This is a genomic window from Amphritea atlantica (genome assembly GCF_024347255.1).
Lineage (GTDB): Bacteria > Pseudomonadota > Gammaproteobacteria > Pseudomonadales > Balneatricaceae > Amphritea > Amphritea atlantica.
Genome location: NZ_AP025284.1, coordinates 2,524,789 through 2,551,688, shown reverse-complemented (window position 1 = coordinate 2,551,688; position 26,900 = coordinate 2,524,789). Strand labels below are relative to the sequence as shown.

Annotated in this window: 25 protein-coding genes and 4 tRNA genes; 23 read left to right on the top strand and 6 right to left on the bottom strand. The window is 47.1% G+C overall.

Annotation, left to right across the window (positions count from 1 at the left end; translation table 11 throughout):
- Nucleotides 1–58 precede the first annotated feature (58 nt).
- Nucleotides 59–970, top strand: a complete 912-nt coding sequence (locus tag OCU43_RS11730) for a helix-turn-helix domain-containing protein (protein ID WP_175483528.1) — start codon at nt 59–61, stop codon at nt 968–970.
- A 21-nt stretch (nt 971–991) separates the two neighbouring features.
- Here OCU43_RS11730 and nhaD read toward each other — a convergent pair whose 3' ends face one another.
- Together nhaD and OCU43_RS11720 are read right to left on the bottom strand one after the other, a co-directional pair.
- Nucleotides 992–2,227 carry a sodium:proton antiporter NhaD gene (gene nhaD, locus OCU43_RS11725; RefSeq protein WP_091358669.1) on the bottom strand — a complete coding sequence of 412 codons (1,236 nt, stop codon included), beginning with the start codon at nt 2,225–2,227 and terminating at the stop codon, nt 992–994.
- Between the two features lie 170 nt (nt 2,228–2,397).
- Complete coding sequence (locus tag OCU43_RS11720; protein WP_091358674.1) at nt 2,398–3,294, bottom strand: helix-turn-helix domain-containing protein; 897 nt, start codon at nt 3,292–3,294, stop codon at nt 2,398–2,400.
- Between the two features lie 142 nt (nt 3,295–3,436).
- Between OCU43_RS11720 and OCU43_RS11715 the strand changes: the two genes are divergently transcribed.
- Entirely contained in the window at nt 3,437–4,318 is an 882-nt protein-coding gene (locus OCU43_RS11715) for a nuclear transport factor 2 family protein (RefSeq protein ID WP_091358676.1), read from the top strand.
- Nucleotides 4,319–4,447: 129 nt separating this feature from the next.
- Nucleotides 4,448–5,881, top strand: a complete 1,434-nt coding sequence (locus OCU43_RS11710) for an aldehyde dehydrogenase family protein (RefSeq protein WP_091358679.1) — start codon at nt 4,448–4,450, stop codon at nt 5,879–5,881.
- Nucleotides 5,882–5,972: 91 nt separating this feature from the next.
- Here OCU43_RS11710 and OCU43_RS11705 read toward each other — a convergent pair whose 3' ends face one another.
- A complete protein-coding gene (locus OCU43_RS11705; protein WP_245756576.1) occupies nt 5,973–7,049 on the bottom strand; it encodes an FUSC family protein in 1,077 nt (358 codons plus the stop codon).
- A 301-nt stretch (nt 7,050–7,350) separates the two neighbouring features.
- Here OCU43_RS11705 and OCU43_RS11700 point away from each other — a divergent pair, with 301 nt between their 5' ends.
- A complete protein-coding gene (locus OCU43_RS11700; protein WP_091358682.1) occupies nt 7,351–8,196 on the top strand; it encodes a mechanosensitive ion channel family protein in 846 nt (281 codons plus the stop codon).
- A gap of 103 nt (nt 8,197–8,299) precedes the next feature.
- On the opposite strand, the gene OCU43_RS11695 is transcribed toward OCU43_RS11700, so the two are convergent.
- Nucleotides 8,300–10,435, bottom strand: a complete 2,136-nt coding sequence (locus tag OCU43_RS11695; RefSeq protein ID WP_091358683.1) for a dihydrolipoyl dehydrogenase family protein — start codon at nt 10,433–10,435, stop codon at nt 8,300–8,302.
- Between the two features lie 307 nt (nt 10,436–10,742).
- The gene (gene folD / locus OCU43_RS11690; protein ID WP_091358685.1) at nt 10,743–11,594 is read right to left on the bottom strand and encodes a bifunctional methylenetetrahydrofolate dehydrogenase/methenyltetrahydrofolate cyclohydrolase FolD; all 852 of its coding nucleotides are present in this window, start codon (nt 11,592–11,594) and stop codon (nt 10,743–10,745) included.
- Between the two features lie 331 nt (nt 11,595–11,925).
- On the opposite strand from folD, the gene OCU43_RS11685 reads away from it, so the two are divergent.
- The 8 genes from OCU43_RS11685 to OCU43_RS11650 all read left to right on the top strand — a co-directional run bounded on the left by OCU43_RS11685 (nt 11,926) and on the right by OCU43_RS11650 (nt 17,032).
- Nucleotides 11,926–12,001: transfer RNA gene (locus OCU43_RS11685), tRNA-Arg, on the top strand.
- Nucleotides 12,002–12,032: 31 nt separating this feature from the next.
- Nucleotides 12,033–12,108, top strand: a tRNA-His gene (locus OCU43_RS11680).
- Between the two features lie 62 nt (nt 12,109–12,170).
- Nucleotides 12,171–12,255, top strand: a tRNA-Leu gene (locus tag OCU43_RS11675).
- Nucleotides 12,256–12,282: 27 nt separating this feature from the next.
- Nucleotides 12,283–12,358 (top strand) — tRNA-His (locus OCU43_RS11670).
- A gap of 245 nt (nt 12,359–12,603) precedes the next feature.
- Nucleotides 12,604–13,938: a trigger factor gene (gene tig, locus OCU43_RS11665; RefSeq protein ID WP_091358687.1), complete on the top strand. Its 1,335-nt coding sequence runs from the start codon at nt 12,604–12,606 to the stop codon at nt 13,936–13,938.
- 115 nt (nt 13,939–14,053) lie between these two features.
- Complete coding sequence (gene clpP, locus OCU43_RS11660; RefSeq protein WP_091358689.1) at nt 14,054–14,674, top strand: ATP-dependent Clp endopeptidase proteolytic subunit ClpP; 621 nt, start codon at nt 14,054–14,056, stop codon at nt 14,672–14,674.
- Nucleotides 14,675–14,840: 166 nt separating this feature from the next.
- Nucleotides 14,841–16,136, top strand: coding sequence for an ATP-dependent protease ATP-binding subunit ClpX (gene clpX / locus OCU43_RS11655; protein ID WP_091358691.1), 1,296 nt, complete (start codon nt 14,841–14,843; stop codon nt 16,134–16,136).
- A gap of 170 nt (nt 16,137–16,306) precedes the next feature.
- Complete coding sequence (locus OCU43_RS11650) at nt 16,307–17,032, top strand: YebC/PmpR family DNA-binding transcriptional regulator (protein ID WP_091358693.1); 726 nt, start codon at nt 16,307–16,309, stop codon at nt 17,030–17,032.
- Between the two features lie 523 nt (nt 17,033–17,555).
- Here the strand turns inward: OCU43_RS11650 and OCU43_RS11645 are convergent.
- The gene (locus OCU43_RS11645) at nt 17,556–18,542 is read right to left on the bottom strand and encodes an integron integrase (RefSeq protein ID WP_091358696.1); all 987 of its coding nucleotides are present in this window, start codon (nt 18,540–18,542) and stop codon (nt 17,556–17,558) included.
- Between the two features lie 343 nt (nt 18,543–18,885).
- Here OCU43_RS11645 and OCU43_RS11640 point away from each other — a divergent pair, with 343 nt between their 5' ends.
- The 11 genes from OCU43_RS11640 (at nt 18,886) to OCU43_RS11590 (ending at nt 26,831) form a co-directional block, all read left to right on the top strand.
- Complete coding sequence (locus tag OCU43_RS11640; RefSeq protein WP_091358698.1) at nt 18,886–20,175, top strand: PIN domain-containing protein; 1,290 nt, start codon at nt 18,886–18,888, stop codon at nt 20,173–20,175.
- A gap of 76 nt (nt 20,176–20,251) precedes the next feature.
- Nucleotides 20,252–20,671: a hypothetical protein gene (locus tag OCU43_RS11635; RefSeq protein ID WP_091358700.1), complete on the top strand. Its 420-nt coding sequence runs from the start codon at nt 20,252–20,254 to the stop codon at nt 20,669–20,671.
- A gap of 155 nt (nt 20,672–20,826) precedes the next feature.
- Nucleotides 20,827–22,218 (top strand): AAA family ATPase, encoded by a 1,392-nt coding sequence (locus tag OCU43_RS11630; RefSeq protein WP_175483529.1) that lies wholly within the window; start codon nt 20,827–20,829, stop codon nt 22,216–22,218.
- Entirely contained in the window at nt 22,205–22,855 is a 651-nt protein-coding gene (locus OCU43_RS11625) for an HNH endonuclease (RefSeq protein ID WP_091358703.1), read from the top strand. Before OCU43_RS11630 ends, OCU43_RS11625 begins: the two co-directional genes overlap by 14 nt.
- Nucleotides 22,856–22,936: 81 nt before the next feature.
- A complete protein-coding gene (locus OCU43_RS11620) occupies nt 22,937–23,482 on the top strand; it encodes a hypothetical protein (RefSeq protein WP_091358706.1) in 546 nt (181 codons plus the stop codon).
- A gap of 92 nt (nt 23,483–23,574) precedes the next feature.
- Complete coding sequence (locus OCU43_RS11615; RefSeq protein ID WP_091358707.1) at nt 23,575–24,225, top strand: SMI1/KNR4 family protein; 651 nt, start codon at nt 23,575–23,577, stop codon at nt 24,223–24,225.
- Nucleotides 24,226–24,340: 115 nt separating this feature from the next.
- Nucleotides 24,341–25,072, top strand: coding sequence for a DUF1963 domain-containing protein (locus OCU43_RS11610; RefSeq protein ID WP_091358710.1), 732 nt, complete (start codon nt 24,341–24,343; stop codon nt 25,070–25,072).
- Nucleotides 25,073–25,199: 127 nt separating this feature from the next.
- On the top strand, nt 25,200–25,445 hold the full coding sequence (locus tag OCU43_RS11605; protein ID WP_091358711.1) for a hypothetical protein: 246 nt from the start codon (nt 25,200–25,202) through the stop codon (nt 25,443–25,445).
- 112 nt (nt 25,446–25,557) lie between these two features.
- Nucleotides 25,558–25,953 carry a hypothetical protein gene (locus OCU43_RS11600; protein WP_091358714.1) on the top strand — a complete coding sequence of 132 codons (396 nt, stop codon included), beginning with the start codon at nt 25,558–25,560 and terminating at the stop codon, nt 25,951–25,953.
- Nucleotides 25,954–26,032: 79 nt separating this feature from the next.
- Entirely contained in the window at nt 26,033–26,455 is a 423-nt protein-coding gene (locus tag OCU43_RS11595; protein ID WP_091358717.1) for a hypothetical protein, read from the top strand.
- 121 nt (nt 26,456–26,576) lie between these two features.
- Nucleotides 26,577–26,831 carry a CPCC family cysteine-rich protein gene (locus OCU43_RS11590; RefSeq protein ID WP_091358719.1) on the top strand — a complete coding sequence of 85 codons (255 nt, stop codon included), beginning with the start codon at nt 26,577–26,579 and terminating at the stop codon, nt 26,829–26,831.
- Nucleotides 26,832–26,900 lie beyond the last annotated feature (69 nt).

The window sequence follows — 26,900 nt, the reverse complement described above, 5'->3', positions numbered from 1 at the left end:
AAGCATTGTACTTTTATAACAGTTAAACTATCTGTAAATGCACTTAGTGATAGAAGTCATGAATAAAATTAACAGTGATCTTACGGCTGACAGGCTGATCTCAACCTACTCGCTCTACAGTGAAGAGCAATCGCTGGGTGATCCGGAATTTATCCATATTGAGGATATCCGTACCCGGGCAGAACTGTTTGACTGGACCATCAATATCCATACCCATCCGAAGATGTTTCAGATTATCTATGTGCGTAAAGGTAGCGCCCGAATCCACATCGATGGACTGGAGCAGGTGGAGTCAGGCCCCTGCCTGATTACTATCCCGGCGGGTGTTGTGCATGGGTTTGAGTTTGATCAGGATGCCACAGAGGGAGCGGTTGTGACGGTGTCGCAACTGCTGATGCTGGATGAGCAGTTTCAGCGGCGTTTTCCCTTTAAGGAGGAGCTGTTGAGTAAAGCGCTGATTATCCCTTTATCGGAGAGCGATCCTGATCAGGCACTGATTGATCAGCAGGTTAAGGAGCTGAGACGGGAGTATTTTGATAATCAGCCTGCTAAGGCGCTGATGTTTGAGTGGTTGCTGTTCTCATTGCTGATCCGTATCGGGCGCAAGTTGCACTCGGCCTACAGTCGTTCTGATGTAGGCAGCCGCTATGAGCAGCGCTATAAGGAGTTATGTCAGCTGATTGAACTGCACTACCGGGATCACCTGTCAGCAAACCAGTATGCCGAGATGCTCAGCACAACTCCGATTGGACTTAATCGGGCCTGCGCAGCGGTGGCCGGGAAAAGTGTCAGCGAGCTGTTACAGGACCGGCTGATTCTGGAAGCGCAGCGGTTTCTGATCTACACCGCCGCACCGGCTTCGCTGATCGCTTATGATCTGGGATTTAAAGATCCGGCTTACTTTTCCCGTTTCTTTAAAAGGAGAGTCGGCTTAAGCCCGGGGGCGTTCAGAAACCAGCGGGACAGATAGCCCCGCTGGATTGGCTGTCTGTCAGAGCAGCAGTTTAGTCAGACCCATCACCGCCAGATAACCGCAGGTATAGGCAACCAGCAGCCAATGGATGAAGCGCAGATAGGTGATAAAGGAGAGCGCTTCAAGCTTACTCAGTGCGATTACACCGGCAGCTGAACCGACAATCAGAATTGAACCGCCCACACCGACCGCATAGGTCAGCCCCAGCCATTCACCCTTGGTCATCGGAATATCTGATTGCAGGATTGCAGCCGTCAGCGGTACGTTATCCACGAATGCTGACAGAATACCGATGACATAGTTGGCTACCACCGCTGGCATCATCGTGTAGAGCTCTGGCAGCAGCTTCAGTATCGACAGCTCTTTCAACATGCCTACCAACAGCAGTACCCCAAGGAAGAACAGCAGGGTATCGAATTCGATCTCGCGGACGTATTCCAGAACGTTAGGGTTCTGTTCTTTTCTGAAGATAATACGATGGACAATAAACATCAGCGCCAGACCAAACAGGAAGGTCAGCACTGGTGGAACGGAAAACAGCACGCTCATTGCCAGAGTGCTGATAATGGTCAGCAGGAACAGGGCGGCGATCAGTTTATCGCCAGCAGCAATAGGGCGCTTAAATTTGGGCAGAGTGATCATCTCATTGCTGCCCTGCATCAGAATCAGCGCCAGTATAGCCACTCCGGCCATGGCTGGCAGGATCAGCAGCATCAGATTAAGAATCGACACCTTGCCGTTAAGGAAGATCATCAGTGTGGTTACATCACCGGTAATCAGCGATACACCACCGGAGTTAACCGCAAAGACAATCAGTGCGGCGAACTTCAGCGTATCTTTGGTTTCCAGTTTTAGTGAGGCCAGCAGCGAGAGCATGATCAGCGAAGCGGTGATGTTATCCGCCAGGGATGAAAACATCAGGCCCAGCAAAGCGATCAGAATCATCAGCGTGCTGAGTTTAAGCTGGCTGGGCAATAACCGGTATACCAACTGAGTAATCAGACCTTTTTCGTTGAGGTAGGCTACAAAGGTCATAGCGGCCATCAGGAATAGCCACAATATAGCGATATCAAGGAGTTGCTCGTTGAGCGCCTCCTGTATTGCCTGAGGTGATTTTTCAGGGAAAACGAAGGCTAGAATCCACACCAGCGTACCGATAAACAGCGTCGACTTTGCTTTGTTCAGATGAACAACATCTTCAAAGACGATCAGTACAAAGGCGAGGATAATCAGGCCCAGCAACAAGTAGTGCATGGTTATTCTCGTTATCAAAATTTTATAAGGCGGCTATTTTCTACTTTTGTACCGCGCGTTGACAATAGATATAACGCACTAAGGTATAAAAAATTAGGATTACTACTTTTATTTAGGTGCTAAAGGCGTGGGTAAGCCATTTTCAGTCCTTTATTTATGTAAGGTTACTTTCAGATGGCCCTTTGCTGACGAAATAGCAGGGGAGTGACGCCTGCATGACGCCGGAAAAATTTGATGAAATTTGTGGCTTCGGAAAAACCCATAGCGTGGGCCAGTTCTGTTACCGATAGATCGCTGTGTACTAACAGGCGTTTGGCTTCCAGCACGATTCTTGAATCAATTACCGCTTTCGCACTACGTCCTTCGACAGAGTGGCTGGCTCTGCTGATAGTACTTTCAGAATACCCCAGCCTGTTGGCATAAAACTTCAGACTATGTTGCTGGGCGAAGTGCTGCTCCAGAAGCGATTGAAATAAACGGTAGGTTTTATAGCCCTGCTGGTGGACAACCACAGGGGGGACAAGATCCCGCTGCCAGCGTGCCAGTCGTAGCAGCAGCGTTTGAAGCTGGTGACGAAACAGTGCCTGCTCCAGATCGCTGTTATCGAAGCGGCTGATATCATCCCGCAGCAGTCTGAAGCTGTTACTAAACTCCTTCTGCATGGCCTGATCAAGTGCAGTGCAGGTACGCCACTCGAGCCGTTTATAGAGCGCTGCCTCCTTGCTGCTGATCAGCGGGACAGAGCCTGGCAGGGCGGTTGGGTCGATGAGAATAAGCTCAGCTGTAAACGACTGATGCGGATGCCATTGCTGCACCTGTCCCTGCCTGACAACCACCAGAGAACCCGTGCTGAGCTGCCAGTCGGTGAAATCAACGGTATGGACACCCTGTCCGGAAGTGACCAGCATCAACAGTTCAAAATCGACTCTTTCCGGTCTTGAATAGTGGCTATGCGAAAGCTTATTCCGAATATCATCCAGATCAAGTAACTCGATACCCAGTGCATTCAGGCGACTATTGCTGAAGTGCGTCTTTCTGATCGTGCTGGCGAGCCGCTGGCTGGGCATACAAATCTGTCTCTGAATAAGCTTTGCTCGATTTTGATCATTATATGGCGATCTGCTACCTCGTTACCAGTCGGTGAAGCCGGGATAATAGGCTCAGGTTTGAGGCAACGTAAAAACATTGTTTGTTGAGCAGGAGTTATTGATGAAAACCAGTATCAGGACAGTATTTCACTCAGGCTGTGCAGTGAGTGTGCTGACTGTGGCGATAACTGCCACACCCGCTTTAGCTGCTGATAATAAAGGGGTAGAGAAGATGTTACAGAAACAGAAAGTAGTTGAGTTGCTGAAAAGCATTGAAACAGGTGCGCTGGAGCCCATCGCTTATATTAATGCGCACAACTATACCCAGCATAACCTGGCGGTGGCCGACGGTTTGGCCGGTTTTGGGGCAGTGTTGCAGGCCCTGCCTGAAGGGAGTGCGAAGGTTAATACGGTCAGGGTGTTTCAGGACGGTGATTTTGTATTCACCCATACGGACTATAATTTTTTCGGGCCAAAGGTCGGGTTTGATATCTTTCGTTTTGACAACGGCCTGATCGTAGAGCACTGGGATAATCTGGTGCAGAAGGCTGAGCCGAACCCCGGAGGCCGGACCCAGTTGGATGGCGCTACCGGGATCGATACAGCCATCGATACTGAAACGAGTAAAACGCTGGTTGCCGATTTTGTGAAAACCATTCTGATTGAGGGCGAGATGGCTAAAACTGGCAGCTTTATTGGTCCTGCCGAGGGTGACTATATTCAGCATAACCCGGCCATTGGCGATGGTCTGCAAAATCTTGGGGCCGCACTGGGTGAACTGGCTCGTCAGGGCACGCCGTTGCGTTATACTCAAAACCATAAGATTCTGGGTGAGCATAATTTTGTGCTGGCGGTGAGTGAAGGAGAGTTCCTGGGCAAGCATGTGTCTTTTTATGATCTGTTTCGGGTTGATAACGGGCTGATCGTAGAGCACTGGGATACCATTGAAACGATTCCGCCTGAATCTCAGTGGCAAAACAGCAATGGCAAGTTCGGCCTGTAAGCCGGTCTGAGCGGAGGGGAGCACTCATCATTTTGACAGTAATGGGTGTTACCCCTTGCGCCGGGGTGTTTATCAGCGCTATACCTGTCTCTGTGTTTTTGAAATTTGTACGATAAAGGAAAAGCAAAGATGTCTGATAAACGCCAGTTTTATATTGATGGCCGGTGGACTGCCCCGGCTCAGAGTCATGACTTTGAGGTAATTGACCCATCAACTGAAGCAGTTTGCGCGGTGATCTCACTGGGTGGGGAGGCCGATGCTGACGCGGCGGTAGCCGCAGCCCGGGGGGCTTTTGATCAGTGGAGCCAAACGTCAAAAGAGGAGCGTCTGGCGCTGCTTGAAAAATTGCAGGCAATCTACAATGAACGTTCGCAAGAGATGGCTGAGGCGATCTCTGTGGAGATGGGGGCGCCGCTTGCATTGGCCCGCACCGCGCAGTGCGGTAGTGGTTCCGGGCACATCAAAAGTTTGATCCGGGCGTTGAAATCGTATGAGTTTGACCAACCACTGGGGCCCCACGCACCGGATAACCGTATTCTGCATGAACCCATCGGGGTATGCGCACTGATAACGCCCTGGAACTGGCCAATGAATCAGGTCACCCTGAAAGTGGTTGCGGCACTCGCTGCCGGTTGCACCATGGTGTTAAAACCCTCGGAAATTGCACCACTGTCATCGATGCTGTTTGCTGAGATGATCGATCAGGCCGGTTTCCCGGCAGGCGTATTTAACCTGGTGAATGGTGACGGTGTTGGCGTCGGCTCTGCTCTGACAGGGCATCCTGAAGTGGATATGGTCTCTTTTACCGGTTCAACCCGTGCCGGTATCGCTATCTCTAAAAATGCGGCCGATACGGTGAAGCGCGTGGCACTCGAGTTGGGTGGCAAGGGTGCGAACATCGTCTTTGCCGATGCCGACGATAAGGCGGTGGTGCGAGGCGTACGTCACTGTTTCAATAACAGTGGTCAGTCCTGTAATGCGCCTACCCGGATGCTGGTGGAGCGTTCCATTTATGATCAGGCGGTAGCAACTGCCGCTGAAATAGCCAGTCAGACCGCCGTTGATCGGGCCAGTGTCGAGGGTCGGCATATCGGTCCGGTGGTGTCGCAGCAGCAGTATGACAAAATTCAGGGCCTGATTGAAAAAGGTATCGCAGAGGGTGGACGGCTGGTGGCGGGTGGCCCGGGTAAGCCAGAGGGGCTTGAAAGAGGTTATTTCGTTAAACCGACCGTGTTTGCCGATATCAATAATCAGATGAGTATCGCCCGGGAGGAGATCTTTGGCCCGGTGCTGACCATTATCCCCTTTGATACAGAGGAGGAAGCTATCTCGATTGCCAACGATACCCCCTATGGCCTGACTGACTATATTCAGACTCAGGATAGCGAGAAGGCTGCGCGGGTTGCGCGCCGGTTGCGTGCCGGTATGGTGCAGATCAATGGTACGAGCTTAGGTGCCGGGGCACCATTCGGCGGCTATAAACAGTCAGGCAATGGTCGTGAAGGCGGTGTCTGGGGGCTGGAAGACTTTCTGGAAGTGAAGGCGGTCTCCGGCTGGGGCTGATCTGCATCGTTTTCTTAATGGCTTAAGCAAAGGGGCTGCCGGTGAGGAGCCTCTTTTTTTAGCACTGATGTTTTTAGCTTTTATCAGTAGCTTACCTCTGGGGTAGTATTTTATTGACTGAACGGACAAATTTAGGGTGGTGGATGACCCAGCCACCCGCGAAACCAATCAAACAGCCCAGAATAATATCCAGCAGGCGTGAAAGCATCAGGTGACCGGTGTCTGATCCTGCGATGGTTATATCGGCAAATATCACCGTCAGCGGGGTGATAAATATCACTGCCAGGCCATAGTTCCGGGTTATCAGAATCTCGATAAAAAAGCTCAGTATAAAAATCAGCAGCGCCAGTTCCCATGGGCCCGGGGCGAGTAAAAAAATCGCCCAGGCGATTCCCATACCAATCGTTGTGCCCACTATCCGATGAACATTGCGGTGCCATATTGCCCGAAAAGTGGCGCCCTGCATAATCGCTGCCGTGGATATAGGCACCCAGTACGGGTTGTCGAGATCCGCCATGATCGCCAGAAGATAACCACCACCGACAAACAGACTGATCACCAGAGACTCAATTGTGATCGCGATGATGTTATTGTCCACGGCTTCGGTCGGCCGATTGACATAATCTTTCGAAAAAAAGACCTGGTAGACGCTGTAAATGAGTGCGAGCAGGCAGGCGCTCATGGCTCCGAACATCAGAATCCCCGTTCGCTCTGCCGCTAGTGAAAGGTCGAATGGCAGGGTTCTGGCCAGACATGCTACTACGATAAAAAACAGTGTACCGGGGGGTGGTAAAGCGTAATAACGGCAGATCGTTGTAACCAGAAATGCGGTCAGAGTGAGGGTCGCTGCGGAAAGGAATGGGTTGAAGCTTGTTAAAACTCCCAACGCAAAACTCAGGGCAAAGCCAAAAGCGCAGGTTGCCAGTATCATCATTCGGCGGGAAATGTCTGTCTGGCGCATGTAGAGAATCACCAGTCCCCCCATGCAGGCTAACATGGCCGCTGAAAGCTGACCGATCCAGGCACCAAACAGCGCCGGCAATGTTACCGAAAATGCGGAGATCGCCAGAAACCCCAGTGGGCGCTTATGATCGCTAAGCTCTGATAATGGTTTAATCACGTTCCAAAGCTGTAACCACAGGGATTTTACAGGATGATTGCTACTCAAAGGTTGTCCTTAATCTGAACACGATAACTATCTGGCGGATCTTTTGTGGGAAGTACAGATTATTAATGCGCTGTAGATTGCTAACTCAGGTAATCAGGTAAGTGTACTGGACAGTAGGGTCGTTAAACAATATTCCAGCTAAATTACTTTAGTTCTACATTGTCATCCCTCGCGTTTTTCAAGGGAGAGGGGGCTGTTGATTGACTTCGCATCGCCACTGTTATTCACTCGCATTTTGCGCCTGAAGTGTTATGCAGGTATTTCGCCTCCTAAGGGAAGATAAACAAGGGAAAATTAAACGATGTCGGAGTTATTAGAAAAAATTGATATGAACCAATACTTTCCAGTCGCGATTGACTGGGCAAGTAATATTCTTCTGGCAATTGTTATCCTGCTGCTGGGCTTATGGTTTGCGGGCAGGGTGAATAAGCTCATTGTGGCTGCCAGTAAAAAGAATAAGCATCTGGATGATACGCTGTTCCGTTTCCTCGGCAGCGTGGCCCGCTATGTGATCATTGCGTTTGTGATGATCGCAGTACTGAATCGCTTTGGTGTGCAGACCGCTTCGATTGTTGCGTTACTGGGTGCGGCAGGTCTGGCGGTCGGTCTGGCACTACAGGGGGCAATGTCGAATCTGGCAGCCGGGGTAATGCTGCTGATTTTTCGTCCCTATAAAGTGAATGATTTTATTGAGGCGGCAGGGCGCTTTGGTAAGGTGACAGAGATCGATATGTTTACTACGATACTGCAGACATTTGATAATCAGCAGATCATCGTACCTAACTCGCAGATCTGGGGTGATCAGATTATCAATCACTCTCACTATGATATCCGGGGTGTCGATATGCGCTTTGGGGTGGCGTATGCTGAAAGTACTGATGCTGCCCGTTCAGTGATCGAAGCAGTATTGGCAAACCATCCCCATGTGTTAAAGAACCCAGCCCCCTTTGTTGAAGTCGAAACATTGAATAACAGCTCGGTTGATTTTCTGGTGCGGCCATTCTGTAAAGGCGAGCACTATTTTGATCTGCTTTACTCTGTGCCGGAGCAGATCAAGAAAGCGCTGGATGAGAATGAGATAGAGATTCCGTTCCCGCATCGGAAAGTGATTCTGGTGAATGAGACGACCAAAGAACTTGTGTTATAAATAACATTATATAAATCTTATAATATATTGATATTGTATATTAAAAGCCCTGAAGTTCAGGGCTTTTTTTGGTCTTAAAGAACGTTGTTTCAGGGGGGAGTGGTCAGCCACGTTTCCAGCTGTGAAATCTCTCCAGCCAGCCAAGTACCTTTTGCGGCGCATGCTGCTTTTTCCACTCACCGGCAACAAAGCGGTTGGCTTCATTCAGGGTAGGGTACGCATGCAGGGTACCAAGGATCTTGTTCAGCCCCAGTTTGTTTTTCATCGCCAGGGCGAATTCGGGAAGCATCTCAGCGGCATGTTCACCCACCAGTGTCACTCCGATAATCTTATCGCTGCCGGGTTTTAATAATACTTTTACAAAACCGTATGCCGCTTCGTCTGTGATCGCCCGGTCCAGCTCTTCCAGGTTGTAGCGCACCACTTCATAGGCGATGCCTTTATCGATGGCCTGTTTCTCATTCAGACCGATACGGGCCACTTCGGGGCTGGTATAGGTGGTAAATGGGATAAACCGGTAATCCACGCGGAACCGTTTCAGTTGACCAAACAGTCCATTGACAGCGGCATACCAGGCCTGATGACTGGCTGCGTGGGTGAACTGATAGGGACCTATGACATCACCGCAGGCGAGTATATTGGGAAATCGAGTGCGCAGATAATCATCTACCTGAATGGTGCCGCCGGGCTGGGCTGTGATACCCAGGTCTTCCAGACCAAAGCCTGTGACATTGGCACTACGACCGGTTGCCACCAGCAGTTTATCGAAGCCGATACGTTTTTCCTGGTCATTGTGGCGGCACACCAGTTCATATCCTTTGGCGGCGACTTCAAAGCGGAGTGGTGTGTGGCCTGAGCAGATCCTGATACCATCCTCTATCAAGCGTTTTTCGACCACGGCGGCGGCATCCTGGTCTTCCCGGGTCAGCACCTGATTGCCCCGGAAGAGGATTGAAACTGTGCTACCCAGTCGGGCAAAACACTGTCCCAGTTCACAACCGATAGCGCCTGCGCCAAGTATCAGCAATCGCTCAGGGCGCTGACGCAGTCCCCATACGGTATCCGACGTCAGTGGATCGACCTTGTCAATGCCGGGGATCTGAGGGATTGTCGGGCGGGCTCCGGTTGCAATCACGATGTTCCGGGTGGTGATGGTTTTGCCGTTAACTTCAACCTCCCACGGGCTGCGAATAAACGCCTCTCCGGTAACGCAGTCGACCCCGAGTGATTCATAACGTGCGATGGAGTCATGGGGTTCGATGGTCTGTATTATCCGTTGCACCCGCTCCATAACCTCCGCGAAGTCGTATTCGACAGCCGCTTTTCGGATGCCAAGCTGTTCAGCGTCACGTATATCTGCGAGGAAGTGGGTGGTGCGGATCAGGGCTTTTGAAGGCACGCAGCCTGTATTGAGGCAGTCACCTCCCATCTTATGACGTTCTATCAGGGTGACTTTTGCCCTGGTTGCCGCCGCAATATAGGAGGTTACCAGCCCGCCAGCTCCAGCACCTATCACCACCATATTCGTGTCGAATTTCTTCGGCTTGTTAAACCCGGTGTAAACGCGCCGCTGTTTGACCGCATCGGCAATGGATTTTGCGATCCACGGGAAGGCGCCTAATAAACAGAAAGAGAGGATCAGGCTGGGGGAGAGAATATCCCCGGGTTGTTCAATGGCCGCAAGCTGAGTACCCGCATTGACGAAAACAGCGGTGCCAGGCAACATCCCTAACTGACTGACCCAATAGAAGGTGCCCGCTTTCATCCGGGTCATCCCCATAACCGCATTGATAACAAAAAACGGGAACAGCGGCACCAGACGAAGGGTGAACAGGTAGGATATCCCGTCCTTTTCAATCCCCCGGTTGATCGGATCGATATATTTTGAAAACTTGTTGGTCAATGGTTCCCGTAACAGATACCGGGAGATCAGAAACGCCAGGGTCGCACCGATTGAGCTGGCAAATGAGACCAGCAGTAAACCGGTAAACAGGCCGAAGATCGCGCCGCCGAGCAGTGTCATAACCGCCGCACCGGGAAGAGACAGGGCGGTGACAACGGTGTAGATCAGCATAAACGCGGCAAGCGCTGCCAGGCGGTTATTGGCTACCCAGCTTTGTAAACTGTCCTGTTGCGATTTCACATAGCCAAGATTCAGGTAGCTGCCCAGGTCCAGCAGGAAGAACGCGCTGATCAGGGCGGCAATGACAACGATCAGGATGATTTTTTTACTATTCATAAACAGATTTGCTCAGCATGGGTGGCGGTGTTTCCGGTGTCAGACCGGTGTATTAAATTGTGTCGCTAGTGTGTAAAAGATTGTTGCCAAAAACGGTTGTTAACGGTTGTTGCCAAAAGATAGTGGCATACTAACCTGAAAATTTCCTGAATATAGTGATGTAAACGGATGCTGTTGGTTCCGTTAATGTTTGATCTGTTTGCTGATTTTTCCCAGGCCTGAGGTTAATGTTGCATCAGCCCAATAAAAAAAGGCCTTTTATGGTCTCCACTGGGAGGATAAAAGGCCTTTTTCAAAGCGATTGGACTCAGCTGTGGTTATTTGCAGCTTCCAGTGTGTTTTCCATCAGAGTGGCGACGGTCATAGGGCCAACGCCGCCGGGTACGGGGGTAATCCAGCCAGCCCGTTGCGCAGCAATATCGTATTCAACATCGCCTACCAGACGGCCATCTTCCAGGCGGTTGATGCCAACATCGATAACTATCGCTCCCGGTTTTATCCATTCACCCTTAACCAGGCCTGGAATACCAACCCCGACAACGACAATATCCGCCCGCTGCACATGGCTGGCCAGGTCCTGAGTAAAACGATGGGTTGTGGTTGTCGTGCAGCCTGCCAGCAGTAGCTCAAGTGTCATGGGGCGGCCAACGATATTAGAAGCCCCCACAATGACGGCATCTTTACCCCGTATCGGTTCACCTGTTGATTGCAGCAGTGTGATGACCCCCTTCGGGGTGCAGGGGCGAAGTGCTGGGAGTCGCTGAGCAAGGCGGCCTAAATTGAACGGATGGAAGCCATCGACATCCTTTTCGGGGCGGATTCGCTCAAGAATCTCATTGGCTTCCAGATGGTCTGGCAGAGGGAGCTGGACCAGTATGCCGTCAATCTTAGGATCGCTGTTCAGCTCATCGACCAGATCAAGCAGTTGTTGCTGCGTGGTTTCGGCGGGCAGGTCGTAAGAGACGGACTCAATGCCGACCTCTTTACACGCATTCTTCTTGTTTCTGACATAAACCTGCGAGGCGGGGTCGAAGCCTACCAGTACTACTGCCAGACTGGGGGGGCGTTTGCCCTGATCAATGCGGGCTTTTACCCCAGCGGCAACCTGTTCGCGAACATTTTGGGCAATCTGTTTGCCGTCAATTATCTGAGCGCTCATCTTACGAATGTTTTCCTCAGTCATTTTTTGATGGCGCGGATTGTCTCATGGTTGCCCCTATCCTCCAAGGGGAAATCCGCCGGGCAGACTTTGTTCCTCAGTGGTTATTGAAGGCAGGCCCGGGCAGGCGACTGAAAACCGGTTTTTAATGGAGCGATTGTGTTTGTGGGTCGTAATAGCAGAAAATTGCTAAGTGGTTTATTTTGTTAAAATTTTAAAAAAGGGTGTTGACGGGGTATAAAGCGATATATATTATGCGCACCACCTTGAAGGGAGGGTCATGACGCACCTGGTTGCAGATAGTGCTTCTAACAAGGTCGGGCAGTGTCAGGCGCCCGTAGCTCAATGGATAGAGCACTCGCCTTCTAAGCGAGCGGTTGCAGGTTCGACCCCTGCCGGGCGCGCCAAAAAGGTCTGACAGAAAGCTGTATTGCAATGGTGGGCGTAGCTCAGTTGGTAGAGCTCCGGATTGTGATTCCGGCGGTCGTGGGTTCAAGCCCCATCGTCCACCCCAATACAGAGTCATCGGATTCATGGTACGCTGATACCAGAAAACAGATGGCAAAAGAAAGTTTTGCGAGTGTGGCGGAATTGGTAGACGCGCTGGTTTTAGGTACCAGTATCTTACGGTGTGGGAGTTCGAGTCTCCCCACTCGCACCAATGACTTTCTCAATCAATATGCCTGTGGTGGGCGTAGCTCAGTTGGTAGAGCTCCGGATTGTGATTCCGGCGGTCGTGGGTTCAAGCCCCATCGTCCACCCCATTTCCCCTGTTTATCTATTCCTGTTTTCTTTCCTGTATTTAAAACTATTTCAATCTGTTAGCAGTTTGTTCTGTGTACGTTGATATTCAACGCTTTTCACTTGACTAATAGTGCCGCTTCCCGGACAATTTCCGCCTTTAGAAATTCTGGCACCTGTTGTTACGGGCTTTGTGCTGAAGCATGAGGGTAAGCAGCGGGTCAATTTTCAGATTTGTAACGATACAAATAATTTTGTGAGGAATTCCATGCAAGTATCCGTAGAAACCACTACTGGTCTTGAGCGTCAGCTGACTGTTGTCGTACCTGCTGATCGTGTAGACGGCGATGTAGCTAAGCGTGTTCAGCAGACAGCCCGTACTGTTCGTCTGGACGGTTTCCGTCCTGGTAAAGTGCCGGTTAAAGTGGTTAAAAAACGCTACGGCCAGGGCATCCGTCAGGAAGTGATCGGGGAAGTTGTGCAGCAGAGCTTTTATGAAGCGATTCAGCAGGAAAACCTGACCCCTGCCGGTGGCCCGAATGTCGAATTTAAAAACGACAAAGAGGGTGAGGATTTCTCATACACAGCTACGTTTGAAGTATACCCGGAGATCGCTCTGGCTGACTTCTCCAGCGTTGAGATTATTAAAAACTCCGCTGAGGTTAAAGATGCTGATCTGGATCAGATGATTGAAACTCTGCAGAAGCAGCAAGCTGCTTTTGAAGAGGCTGATAAAGCTGCGGCTGAAGGCGACCAGCTGAACATCGACTTCGAAGGTTTTATCGATGGTGAGGCTTTCGATGGCGGCACCGCAACCGGTATGGATCTGGTGCTGGGTTCCAACACGATGATTCCTGGTTTCGAGGCCCAGCTGGAAGGCGCTAAGGTGGGTGACGAGAAAGAGGTTAATGTTACTTTCCCTGAGGAATACCACGCTGAAAACCTGAAAGGTAAAGATGCTAAGTTCAACGTTAAAGTGAACAAGGTTTCTGCTCAGGTGCTGCCAGAACTGAACGAAGAGTTCTTTGCTAAGTTTGGTATCGAAGAGAAGACCGTTGACAGCTTCAAAGTTGAAGTGCGCAAGAACATGGAGCGCGAACTGACTCAGGCGCTGAAATCCAAGCTGAAAGAAGCAGTATTCGGTAAGCTGGTAGAGATCAACGCCATTGATGTACCTGCTGCCCTGATTGATGGCGAGATCGATGCAATGCGTCGTCAGGCTATCCAGCAGTTTGGTGGCGAGAATGCCAATATCGATCCTAACATGCTGCCTAAAGAGATGTTTGCAGAACAGGCTGAAAAGCGTGTTAAGGTTGGTTTGCTGGTCGCTGAAGTGATCAAAGCAAACGAACTGAAGGTTGACGAAGATCGTGTCCGCACCACTGTTGAAGAGCTGGCTGCGACTTATCAGGAGCCTCAGCAGGTGATCGACTGGTACTACAGCAACCAGGAGATGCTGAATCAGATTAACAATCTGGTTCTGGAAGATCAGGTGATGGATCTGCTGCTGGATTCTGCTAAGGTAAGCGAAACCGAGCTGAGCTATGAAGACGCAATCAAGCCTGCTGCACCCGCAGCAGAAGAAGAATCAGAAGAGGCGTAATTGCCCTTCGTCTTAATTGCGTTTATAAAAGAACGGTTGTCGGCTTAGGTCGGCTGCCGTTTTTTTTTCTGGACGTGCGCTAAGCGTGTTTGTTAAGGATTAGGAGAGAATTCAAATGTCGGATTTTTATAATGGCCCTACAGTAATTACTAATAGCGGTCTGGTACCCATGGTTGTTGAACAGACAGCCCGTGGTGAGCGTTCTTACGACATCTACTCTCGATTGCTCAAAGAGCGGGTTATCTTCATGGTGGGTCAGGTGGAAGACCATATGGCTAACCTGGTGGTTGCTCAGTTACTGTTTCTTGAATCGGAAAACCCGGATAAAGATATTCACCTGTATATCAACTCACCGGGTGGTTCAGTCACTGCAGGATTGTCTATCTATGACACTATGCAGTTCATCAAGCCCGATGTAAGCACTATGTGTATCGGTCAGGCGGCCAGTATGGGCGCTCTGTTGCTGACCGGTGGTGCCGCAGGTAAGCGTTATTGTCTGCCGCATTCGCGGATGATGATTCACCAGCCTTTGGGCGGTTATCAGGGGCAGGCTACGGATATCGAGATCCACACTCAGGAAATCCTGACGATTCGTGATAAATTGAACACCATTATGTCTCATCACACCGGTCAGGATATGGCGACCATCAGTAAGGATACCGACCGGGATAACTTTATGTCTCCCGAACAGGCGGTTGCTTACGGTCTGGTCGATCAGGTGCTGAGCAGCCGTTAATACGGCTGTGATCGGGACAGTTAGCAGTCCCGTATTGCCTGTCGTGATAGCACCGCACTTGAAGTTTGATTCAAAGCGGTGCACATTATCCGCTATAATGTGCGTGGCACACGAAAGAAATCAAAAGTCCGGGCCGGGCATGGCCGGGACAAACAGAGGTAGTTGAATGTCGGACGATATCAACGGACAGGGAGGAAGCGATGACAGCAAGTTGCTGTATTGCTCTTTCTGTGGAAAAAGCCAGGACGAAGTTAAGAAACTGATTGCAGGCCCGTCTGTATTTATCTGTGATGAATGTGTTGATCTGTGTAACGATATCATCAAAGAGGAGATTCAGGACGCGGAAGAAGCCCAGGAAGAGGGCGATCGCCTGCCGACTCCGGCTGAAATTAAAGACAATCTGGATGCGTACGTAATCGGTCAGGAACGGGCCAAGAAAGTACTCTCCGTTGCGGTATACAATCACTACAAGCGTCTGCGTTTCCAGCAAACCGCCGGTGATACCGATGTTGAGCTGGGTAAGAGTAATATCCTGCTGATCGGCCCAACCGGTAGCGGTAAAACCCTGCTGGCTCAGACGCTGGCAAGAATGCTGAACGTGCCGTTCACCATTGCCGATGCAACAACACTGACCGAAGCTGGTTATGTGGGTGAAGATGTTGAGAACATCATTCAGAAGTTGCTGCAAAAGTGTGATTACGATGTCGAGAAAGCCCAGCTGGGTATTGTCTACATCGATGAGATCGATAAGATCTCCCGCAAATCAGATAACCCATCTATCACCCGCGATGTCAGTGGTGAAGGGGTTCAGCAGGCCTTGCTGAAACTGATTGAAGGCACCGTGGCTTCAGTACCGCCTCAGGGTGGTCGTAAGCATCCACAGCAGGAGTTTTTGCAGGTTGATACCTCCAATATCCTGTTTATCTGTGGTGGCGCATTTGCTGGTCTGGATCAGGTGATCAAACACCGTAGTGAAAAGAGCTCAATCGGCTTCAATGCGGCCGTTGTCAGTAAGGAAGAGACCCGCAAGATTACCGATGTGCTGGCCGACCTGGAGTCTGAAGATCTGGTGAAGTATGGTCTGATCCCTGAGTTTGTCGGACGTCTGCCAATGATAGCGACGCTGACTGAGCTGGATGAGGATGCCCTGATTCAGATTCTGACCGAGCCGAAAAACTCGCTGACGAAGCAATATTCAGCGCTGTTCGGTATGGAAGGCGCTGATCTGGATTTCCGCGAAGATGCGCTGAAAGCCGTTGCGACCAAGGCGCTTGAAAGAAAGACCGGTGCCCGGGGGCTGCGCTCCATTCTGGAAGAGAACTTGCTGGACATTATGTACAGCCTGCCATCTCAGAAGGGAATCTCCAAGGTTGTTATTGATGAGGGCGTGATCAACGGCGAGTCCGACCCGATCCTTATCTATGAAAATCTCGAAGCACCGAAAGCGGCTGCCGAAGACTGAGTTTATTCAGTGATATGTAAAGACGCGCCCACGGCGCGTTTTTTGTATCCTGATCAACTAATCCCCTGTTAACTGATCTATTTGTTAACAATCAGGATTCACACACTAGAGCTTAGACGGGCGAGCGATTAAAATGAGCCCCTGTCTTAATGTAAGAAAGAGATTTTCCAATGGGAAGAAAGTTTGAAGTTCGTAAGGCTTCCATGGCTAAGACTCAGGGAGCTAAATCCAAACTGTATGCTAAATATGGTAAGGAGATCTATGTTGTCGCTAAAAATGGTGGCGTAGATCCTGAGGGTAACCTGTCGCTGCGTCGTATTATCGAGAAAGCGAAAAAAGATCAGGTGCCGGCGCATGTTATCGAAAAGGCGATTGATAAAGCCGCAGGCGGTGGAGGAGAGGATTTCGTTCCTACGCGCTACGAGGGTTTTGGCCCAGGCGGATGCATGGTCATCGCTGATTGTCTTACCGATAACAATAACCGCACTTTTGGTGATGTCCGTGTTGCTTTCAATAAGGGTAAAGCAAAACTGGGCGGTCAGGGCACCGTTGCACATATGTTTGATCACCGTGCCGTGTTTGTATTTCCCCATGACGACGAGGATGAGATCCTTGAGTTGCTGATGGAAGCAGATGTTGATGTGGCTGAAATCGAGAGTGAAGATGGCAACATCACCGTCTACGCGCCCCATACTGACTTCTTCAAAACTAAAACGGCTCTGACTGAAGCGTACCCGGATCTGGAAATGGAAGTGGAGGAGATTACCTTCATCCCACAGACTTATACCGAGCTGGCGGGTGAAGACCTTGAGCAGTTTGAGAAGTTCCTTGAGCTGCTCAACGATGTGGAAGATGTTCAGGATATCTACCATAACGTTGAGATGGCTGATGAGTAGTCAGACGTAGCTGATCAGTTAATAAAAGGCCGGTGCGGAAGCATCGGCTTTTTTTAGATTCATCGCGCTTTATCGGGAAAGGATGCCAGCATATTTGATATTCTGTGGAGCGATACAACAGCCTGAAAGAAACTCACCACAGAGGACACGGAGAGCACAGAGAAATCCTTATAAATAGTGTTACTCCGTGTCTTCTGTGTGACCTTTGGATACATTTCCTTATACTTTTCAAGACCTCCGCCCACCGGTTATGGAGCCGTATCCTACAACGTCAGGAGCTCAGCTTTTACTGCCTACAAAAGATCGCTTGGCAGAGATTTTACATATCTGGAGAGCGCACTTACCAGACTTAAACCGGAAAGTTATCAACACTTTCTACATCCTTCTCCATAACACGCGAAGAACCTTTTTAATGCGTGTCTGGAACTGTAGAACAGGTATGTCGAAGATAACTATTGACGAAATAAAGGGCTTTGAACCCTTTAATGAGAATATGCCTGTTCTGTATTCTTAATTTAAGTTTTTATAGCCTGTCTGATGGGCTGATGACGCCGTTTCCTCCACGATTTACTACATGAGTATAAATTTGGGTAGTTGTTACATCGGAATGGCCCAGCAATACCTGAATTGTGCGAATATCATAGCCTGACTCTAAGAGGTGAGTTGCAAAACTGTGTCGAAAGCTATGGGTTTTAGCTGGTTTGTTAATCCCTGCTGCTTTGACAGCCCGAGTTACCTGCTTTCGTAATGCGGAAGGGTGAAGATGATGACGCCGAAGAATTCCTGTGCGAGGATCACGGCCAATTTGGCTTGAAGGAAAGAGATACTGCCATGCTGTTTCTCTGGCCGCGCCCGGGTATTTTCTGTCGAGAGCGTAAGGCATATAAACCTCTCCAAATCCCTGGGCAATATCCGATTGATGGAGATGCTCAACTTCTGTTATCTGATTTTTAAGTGCTGGGATGAGTCTTTGGGGTAGCATCGTTGTTCTGTCTTTATCTCCCTTGCCAGCGCGGACAAAAATATTGTTACTTTCGAAGTCTATATCCTTAACTCTGAGAGACAGTAGTTCGGCGCTACGTAAACCTGTGCCATACATCAGTTCTACCTGAAGCCTGTGAACCCCTTTTAGGTTTGAAAGAATAGAAGAGACTTCTGCTCTGCTATAGACAACGGGCAACCTCCGATGAGTGCGAGCCGGGGAGAAACTAAGATGAGATACTTCAACAGCCAGAAACTTACGGTATAGGTACATCAGGGCATTTAATGCGATTTTTTGTGTGCTTACAGAGCAATGTTTATTGATAGCAAGGTCATTTAAAAATGCTTCAATATGTATTGCATCCATATCTTTGGGATGTTGTTTGTTGTGAAAGTAGATGAACCGTTTGATCCAGTGAACATACGTTTGTTCAGTTCGATAGGCCAGGCCATTTATGCGGATATGTTGGCGAAGCTGCACCATAAAGCGAGTGGGCTTGTTGGGTATCTTGTGTCTAATGTCATCCATGACAGAATCTCTTTTACTGTTTTTATATACAGTAGTGTGCGGGTGCTTATATGTCAATTATCCCAATTCAGGGGACCCCCTTTCCCTTGAACACTGAAAATATTGAACTAACTCTTTGATTTAACTGAAAGAGGTATTATGATCAGGCCAATGTTATTGGCATGGATGCAGCCTCTACAGGCACTATAATTCTGTAAACTGCCTTTCGTGATTATTGCTAACCTGCTGATATATAAAATAAATGTGAATTTTGGTCTATCGAATTTCCAGAATTATAGTGCCTGGGAGTTATAGTGCCAAAGGGCACTATAATTTACTGTTATATTTCTAGGAGAATCCTACATTGGAAGAAGACTTAAGGTTCAGAAAAAGAAGCGTATTCATAAGCCCAGCAGATGCGTTCACTTTTAAACTTCAGTCTGTTGAAGACATAAAGGAAGATTCTCTTTTTGTAGTTGATACAAATGTTCTATTGCTTCCATTTACAACGGGAGTTAAAAGTCTAGCCGCTATAAAGAAGATCTATGAAACCTTAGTTGCTAGTGACAAACTGTTTTTGCCGGCTCAAGCGGTTAGAGAGTTTTTAGATAATAGAGCCAAAAAGCTTTCTGACATGAACGAGTCACTACAAAAGAAGCTAAATCAAAATTACCAGTTTGTTGGTGCGCATCCCTTGCTTAGTGAGCTTGACGAGTTTAAATCGCTAGAAGAGCAGGAAGAAAATCTTAAGGCGCAAATATCAAAATACAATGACGAGATTAAGAAAACTATAAAAGTAATTCAAACGTGGGGATGGGATGATCCTGTAAGCCAAATGTATCACGAGGTTTTAAAAGATAGAGTCCTTGATGATAGATTTATAAAAGATGATGTGGTTGCAAAAGATTTGGAGCGCAGAAACACTTTACGCATTCCCCCAGGATACAAGGATAGTGGAAAAGAGGAGAACCAAGCTGGTGATCTATTAATCTGGTACGAAATACTAAAGCTTGCCGAGGAAAAAGCTTGTCACCTCGTCTTTGTAACCGGAGATGAAAAACAGGACTGGTGGCATAAGAGTGGCAAAAAGCCACTATACCCAAGATTCGAGCTCGTTGATGAGTACAGGGAAAAGTCTAAAGGTAAATCTTTTCACATGATTAGCTTATCTAGTCTGTTGAAGCTTTTTGGCGCCGAAGAAGAGGTAATCGAAGCTGTTAGATCTTCGGAGTCAACTACAAGTATTGCGACCAAGCATAGTAGGTTGAGTAATATGGAGCTACGCGAACTTGCTTTGGATATCGTAAGTGAACTTAGAGAAATGATTGCTCAAGAAAGGATACACAGCGATCAGCTATCTATGAAAAGAATGGAGGCAGTGCGTATGTCTACTTCTGAGGAAGAAAAGAGTTTGGCGTGGAATAAATTTAACGAACTGGACCGAGAACCCACTAGAAGATTAATGAGTTTTTACGATTCTAAACATAAGATTGACGCCATACTAATCAGAGATGAGCTTGAGCGTAGATTGCCGAAGGCTGTCTTAGACAACAGGAGTAGTCATGTGATGCACATGTATGAACATCCGACTAACCCACTGGGGCTGACAGCCGTCGTTGATGATCTTGAAACTCTCGCAAAGAGTTTAGCCTGAAAAAATATAACAAACGCGTCAATAAGGACGCTCGCAAGCTCGCGCCTATTACGCGGGCGTTATACATAGGTGAGAAATGGTAGCACTGTACTTGATTCTTTTTCTTGTTGCTGTCGGATCACTCTATATGGTGTTTGACTACTATAGAATGCGTAAAATAGCTCGTGAGCGTGGAGGTCCGAATATTTGCGCTTACGCTAGATCTTTCGATTACCGAAATACCGATACGAAGATCATGCGCGAAGTGTGGAATGAAGTTCAGTCTTACTTGGGTGAGTATGATGGTAAACCTTTTCCAATCTCATCTGATGATTTGTTTGCTGAAACCTATAATTTAGACCCTGATGACTTAGATGATATATATTGGGCTGTAGCAGATAGAATGGGTATTGAAACAGGTAACCCAGAACGGAATCCATATTTCAACCAGGTTACTTCTGTTAGGAACTTGGTTTTGTTTCTACAAAATCAGCCCAAAAAGGCGGCAAATGTATAACAATCCAATGCACGCGGAGCCAGGCTACGTTGCGCAATTATTTGTGGTGTCGCTACGCTCCATTTTACCACAAAAATTGCTCCAGTCCGCTGGCCCGGTGATTGGGGCGTTAGCACCCTATGTGATCCATACATTTAGCGATGAGAAAGAATACAATGGATATTTCTCCAATAACGGAGTTCAAGCACGAGAAAAGGATGGTTCCCTTAACTATCCCGTATGAGAGCGATTACTATGAGAACACTTTTACTGTCATCGTAGGAAAGAATGGTGTAGGTAAAAGTCGTTTGCTATCAAACATGGTTAGTGAATTTGTGAGAACTGACCAAGCACCTCAAGGTTATGAATACCTCAATGACTTTGATTCATATAACAGAAACGAACGTCGTGTCATTGCTGTATCAACAAGCCCATTTGATAAATTTAAGTTGCCGCCGAAGAATCGAATAAAAGAATCTGTTGTTAGAACAAATTATAGATATATTGGAATGAGATCTGGCGGGCCCTATGGGATCTCATCGATTTCGCTAATATCTTCTGCCACAAAGGGAATACTGGAAAGGTTTCTCAAAAACGAAGGTTATGACAGGCTAAAAGATGTATTCCACACTTTAGGGTTTCTTCCAGAAGCGCGGCTCATATTTAAACCGAATTTCAGATTAGATAAGCACTCAATTAAAGTAGATAGAATAAGTTCAGAAATAAATAGCTTCGAGATTGCATGGCTCAAAGATCTTGGTATCGAAGTTGGACCGAGAGCCTTGGAAAGTTTAAACGAAGTAAATGAAAAGGATGTCTACGAAATAAGAAAGGCATTAGATGACTTGGGTGATCTCTTTATTTATGAAAAAGCGATATCAGTTGATATAGATTTTTATCATGGTGAAGCATTTAGTATTAATAAGGAAGTCTTCCACAATATTGGGTTTTTAGAGTCTATTAATATTCTTCTAAATTATGATTTGATTCGTCTTATGGATATGAAGTTACATAAGAGAGAGTATGGTGATATGTCTTTGCGTCGCGCCAGCTCTGGGGAACAATGTATGCTGGTTATGATGTTGGGTATTGCCGGGCATATAAATGATTCTTCATTGATATTTATAGATGAGCCTGAGATTAGTCTGCATCCAAAGTGGCAAGAAGAGTTTATGTCTTTATTAATCAGAACATTTTCTCAATATCGATCTTGTCAGTTCTTTATTGCAACACATTCGCCTCAGATAGTTTCTCAGTTAGAGGGGAAAAATTGTTTTGTAACTTCGTTAACAAAGAACGAAATATTCCCATCGTCGTATTTCAATGATAGATCTTCTGATTTTCAGTTAGCAGAACTTTTTGATGCCCCAGGCTCAAGAAATGAATATATAACTAGGCTGGCATTTTCTCTGCTATCCAAAATAAAGAGTAGGAAAGCGGCTGGTAAGAATGAGGTTCAGGAGTTGGATAAATTGTTGGCATTATGTAACGCAATTAGCCGCGATGATCCAACCTTAGAACTTGTTAAAGCGGTAGAGGAGATAGTTAAACACTATGCCTCTTATTAATAATATAATTTGTTTCAGCGGAGATGATAACGCACTCATCGAAAGTAAACGTCAATTAGATACTTTCTCTCATTCGGACTGGGGTGCAAACGAATTATTGCCTATTCGCAGTAAAATTAGAAGTTTTTACAGAACCGAACAGAGGGGAATTTGCGCTTATTGTAAAGGTGATGTATCTCTAAGATCTGCAAGCAACGCTCATGTTGAGCATATAGCTCCCAAGTCTTTGTATTTATCTTTTATGTTTGAACCAAAAAACCTTTGTGTTATCTGTGCTGATTGCAATGAAATTAAAAGAAATCAAGAGGTTATGAATGAAGCGGTTGATACGTTTTCGGGTAACGTTAATCTATACCCGAGATCTTCAGGTGCTTTCAAAATAGTCCATCCATTGTTTGATAATTATGATGAGCACATCTTGAAAAAAGGTCGTGTATATATCGATAGAAGCGCAAAAGGTGCATTTACCATTGGTGCTTGTAAGTTAAACCGTTACTTTCATGAGTTCGGCGTGGATGACGAATTTGTTAATGATGAGGAATTGGTTGGCCAAATGAACGAATACATTGGTTCTCAGAGTACACTGCAAAAAGCGGGGATATTGAACAGGCTACGAGATATGCTATTTAATTTGTGACGAGTTATGTGCTAACAAGCGCCTGCATCGGAACTCGCTACCGCTCGCCCGATGAGGCGAGGCGTTAGGCAAGAGGAACATATGAGCGACTGGGACTTTCTGCACGACATGCATAATGAGGGCTATAGCCCAGAGCAGATAGCGGATGCTGCTGCTTGTGGATATAACCCTTGGGAGCATGGCGATTGGGATAACATCGAAGAGTTTATTGACGATGAAGCGGGCTGGGATTCTGATAGTGGGCCAAAGAACCCAACAACTCTAGAGCTTTGGGAGTTGCTAGGTGAATTGATTGAAAGCGCCCGAAATTACTTCGAAGTAACAGGTCGGCATCTGCCAATTTATGGAGAGCTTGGCGAGCTATATGGTGAAGCGAAATACGGAATCAAAAGACATAAACCGTATACACAAGGCTCCGACGGCAAATTAGGAAATGATTTTGTCGAAATAAAAACAATTAGCCCATTTAAGACCGACAATTCTGTGCTAGTTAAGCGGGCCGGTAATTTCAGCAAACTTCTAATTGTGAAAATCAGCAAAGACTTCGAGTTTAAAGCCAAAATGCTCGATCGAAAGAGCTTTGGAAAAGGCTCGGGAAAACACATTAAGGCCAAGTGGAGTGAATGAAATTGCCTAACAAGTACATGTTGGCGGACCGGTTTTCCGCTGCGCTCCAAACCAGCCGCAAATGTAGGCGTTATGCCTCAGAAGAGTGAATCATGGAATATAGCGAAATCATAGACAACTGGAAAACCTTCGCCAATGCAGTAAAAGCTATCGGAGGTGATATCCAAGCCTTCACTATAGAAGAACCAGCAACTGAAAAAGAGATTGCTGCCTTAGAGGAAAAGCTAGGTTTTCCTTTGCCTAAGTCGCTGAAAGAGGTTCTGCTTAACTTCTCAAGAAAAGTTGAGTACCGCTGGTTTCTTCCTGATAAATTTGAGCTCGAAGGCGAATTGTCGGAGATTTTCTCGGGTGACAGGCATTGGTCACTAGATTGGCTCTATGATTTCAATGAATCTAAGAATGGTTGGGTCGAAGAGTGTTTTCCAAACAAAGAAGACCCATATGATGTTGTTTGGCACAACAAGCTTGCGTTTCATGAGGTAGGAAACGGCGATTATTTGGCAATTGATTTGTCTTCCCCTGAAGCGGAACCTGTTGTCTATTTAAGCCATGATGATGGTGATGGGCACGGAGTCGAGCTAGCAAAAAACTTCAAAGACTTCGTTTTTGAAAGTAGCCTCGTAGGTTGCGTTGGCGGTGAAGATTGGCAACAACTGCCATTTATTGAAAACGGCAAAAAACACATAAACGGAAATTGTGCCAATGCTATTAGACTTAGAGAAGTCCTTGGAATCAAGGCATAACAAACGGCTGCACCGGACAAATTTTCGCTGTCACCTTTTGTGCAAAAATACGCACAAAAGCCGCCATCAAAAATTTGCTCGGTGAGCCGGGCGTTAGCCAATACCAGGGAGAGATATGAGTAAAGAAAAACTGGATAGCTTGTTAAAACCTTTGGTTAAAAAGGCAATAAAACTAGAACCAAGAGCTAATGACGCAGCTTTAGCTGCTTCCTGCCACACTAAGTTTGGTGGATCGCCCTACGCTGAGGCAGGAGACACTTGGCCCTCGTGCCCAACCTGTAAGAAAGAGCTAACTTTTATTAACCAAATTCACGATGAAATAGAACAGCAGCTCTTCGTTTTCTATTATTGCAATGAGTGCTTTCCATGGGGCCTCGGCGATGAAGAAAAGGGTCAATGGTTGGTAAGGCTGTACGATGAGCCTTCAAGTAGCAAAATTGTAAACATAGCGCGAGCTTCGAATGATGAGTTCGCGCCCACGCCTTGTAAGGTAATAACCTCTCCAGTTGAAGTTCTCCCTGACTGGGAAGGTCTTGATTCTGCATCCGATGAACTAAGTGATCTATGTTGCAAGATCAATGATGATTCGCCTTGGGAAGAGTATGAGGAAGCTGTAGAGAGAGCTGGGTGCTTAAATGACTATGCAACGCTTTTAGGTGGTTATCCTCGTTTTGTTCAAGGTGAAGCTGGACCTGTCTGTCCTGAATGCAATTCACAAATGATATTTTACGCCCAGATAGATTCAGAAAATGAAGCCAATATTATGTGGGGAGATGTTGGGCTGGTTTACTTCTTTCGTTGTCCAGAACATAAAAACCAGTTCCAGCTCGAGTTACAGTGCCACTAATGGCTAACAATGTGGTGCACGGGAACCAATTACGTTCCACAAACATTTGGTTCGCTGCGCTCTCTTTACCACATGTTTGTTCCACTACATTGGTCCCGTGACCACGGCGTTATGAGTCAAAAATAATATGAACTCTGTAGAATTGATCAGAAGGCTATCCCTAGAAGGTGCTGAGAATTTTTACACGGTTATGCCATGGATAAATCCGATACCGAAATCAGCCGAAGAAATCCTAGAAAAGATGGAAATAGCTAGGCAGCGTTTGCAATACGCCGCAGAGCGTCAAGGGGCTATTGAAGATACTGATTCGGAAAGGGCTTTAATTAGCAGGCTTAAAACTGAAATTGAGGCAATAATTGGTGCAAACAAATAATTACTTTCATTGCCAGCAACAACTCATAACAAGCAAAGGCAGCATCGCCCTTCGGGCTGGACGCGCTAACGCGCGCCGCTGCTTTGAGCGTTATGTGCAATAAAGGAAGATTATGACGATATCGATTGGAGCTGTGATGGGTGGCCCTGAAACCCTCCCTTGTGATGAATCATTTAAAAAAATTTGGAGTTATTTTTCAGGTAATGAATCCAAGCCTTTTTTAAATGTAGTATTCCATTTTCCTGGTAGTCTCATGAAGCCAAAACACACCGGTTTAAGAACTGGTAGATTTTCATCAAAAGAACAAGGCTTCATGATTCAAGTTGCTGTTCCAGAAGACATCGCCGAAACAGATGATTATATTGTCTCTGCAAATTTCTTCCTTGATTCAATCGAGCAGGCATTAGATTTATCTAAAAAACGCTGGGAAAAACATAAAATTGAATTTCCCTTTGATAAAAATATAGAGATTATAAAGTCAGCCAGAAATGAAATTAATTTACAGTGAGGCACATAACAAGCGGCAGCAGTCGGACAGTTTTTCCGCTCCTTCGTCGCTCCAAAACTGCCGCTGTGCCGGGCGTTAAATGGCAATCCAAATGTCAGAGATAAAATTCAAAGAGATTAAGAATTCTGAAGGCTCTCTTTTAAGAGCTGCATTCGAATACATTGCGCAGTCGAAATCGGACGGCTCTTTTGATGAGGCCAAATTGAGAGAGATCATGGGTGATAAAGTGAATAGCCATTTTGTTAATCCTACAAAGGAAGAAGCAGATGAGATGTTGGCAAAATGGAAGTCGAATCCAAACATCGAATTGCCATGGGATTTTGGCTCTTGGTTCGATGCATTGGAATCGGCAGAGCTAGAGTTTAAATCAATCGAAATAGATGCAGACGGTAGCGGTCAAATAGTATTTGAACAGCTCGCATGGCCAAGTGGTGGTATTGATGCAACTACTGAGCTTGTAAAAGCGTTTGGCGGCGTGGTGATATCAAACAATGCCATTTAACAAACAGCTCAAACCGACCTCCACTGCGTTGCTCGTTTTGTGCTTTTTCGCTACGCTCGCACAAAACAATCAACTCCGTTTCGGCGGCTTAGCTGGGCGTTAGGGGATAAAAGAAAAGTAAATGAATCACCAGTGTCCTTGTTGCGAAAATAGAACACTGCCAGGAGATGATATTTTCCCTGGTTCTTTTTATGTGTGTCCTGTTTGTTACTGGGAAGATGATAATGTGCAATATGATGATCCGAACTTTTCTGGTGGAGCAAACAAAGAAAGCCTTAATCAAGCACGATCAAATTACAAAGAGTTTGGGGCTATAAATAAAGAAATGCTTCAATATGTTCGCCCCCCTGCTGAGGAGGAGAAGAGCAATGGTTAAATACAAACCCCTAACAAGCGCAAACACATTCGCCAGCAAGCTGGCTGGACTTCGTTGCTTCGCTCCTCG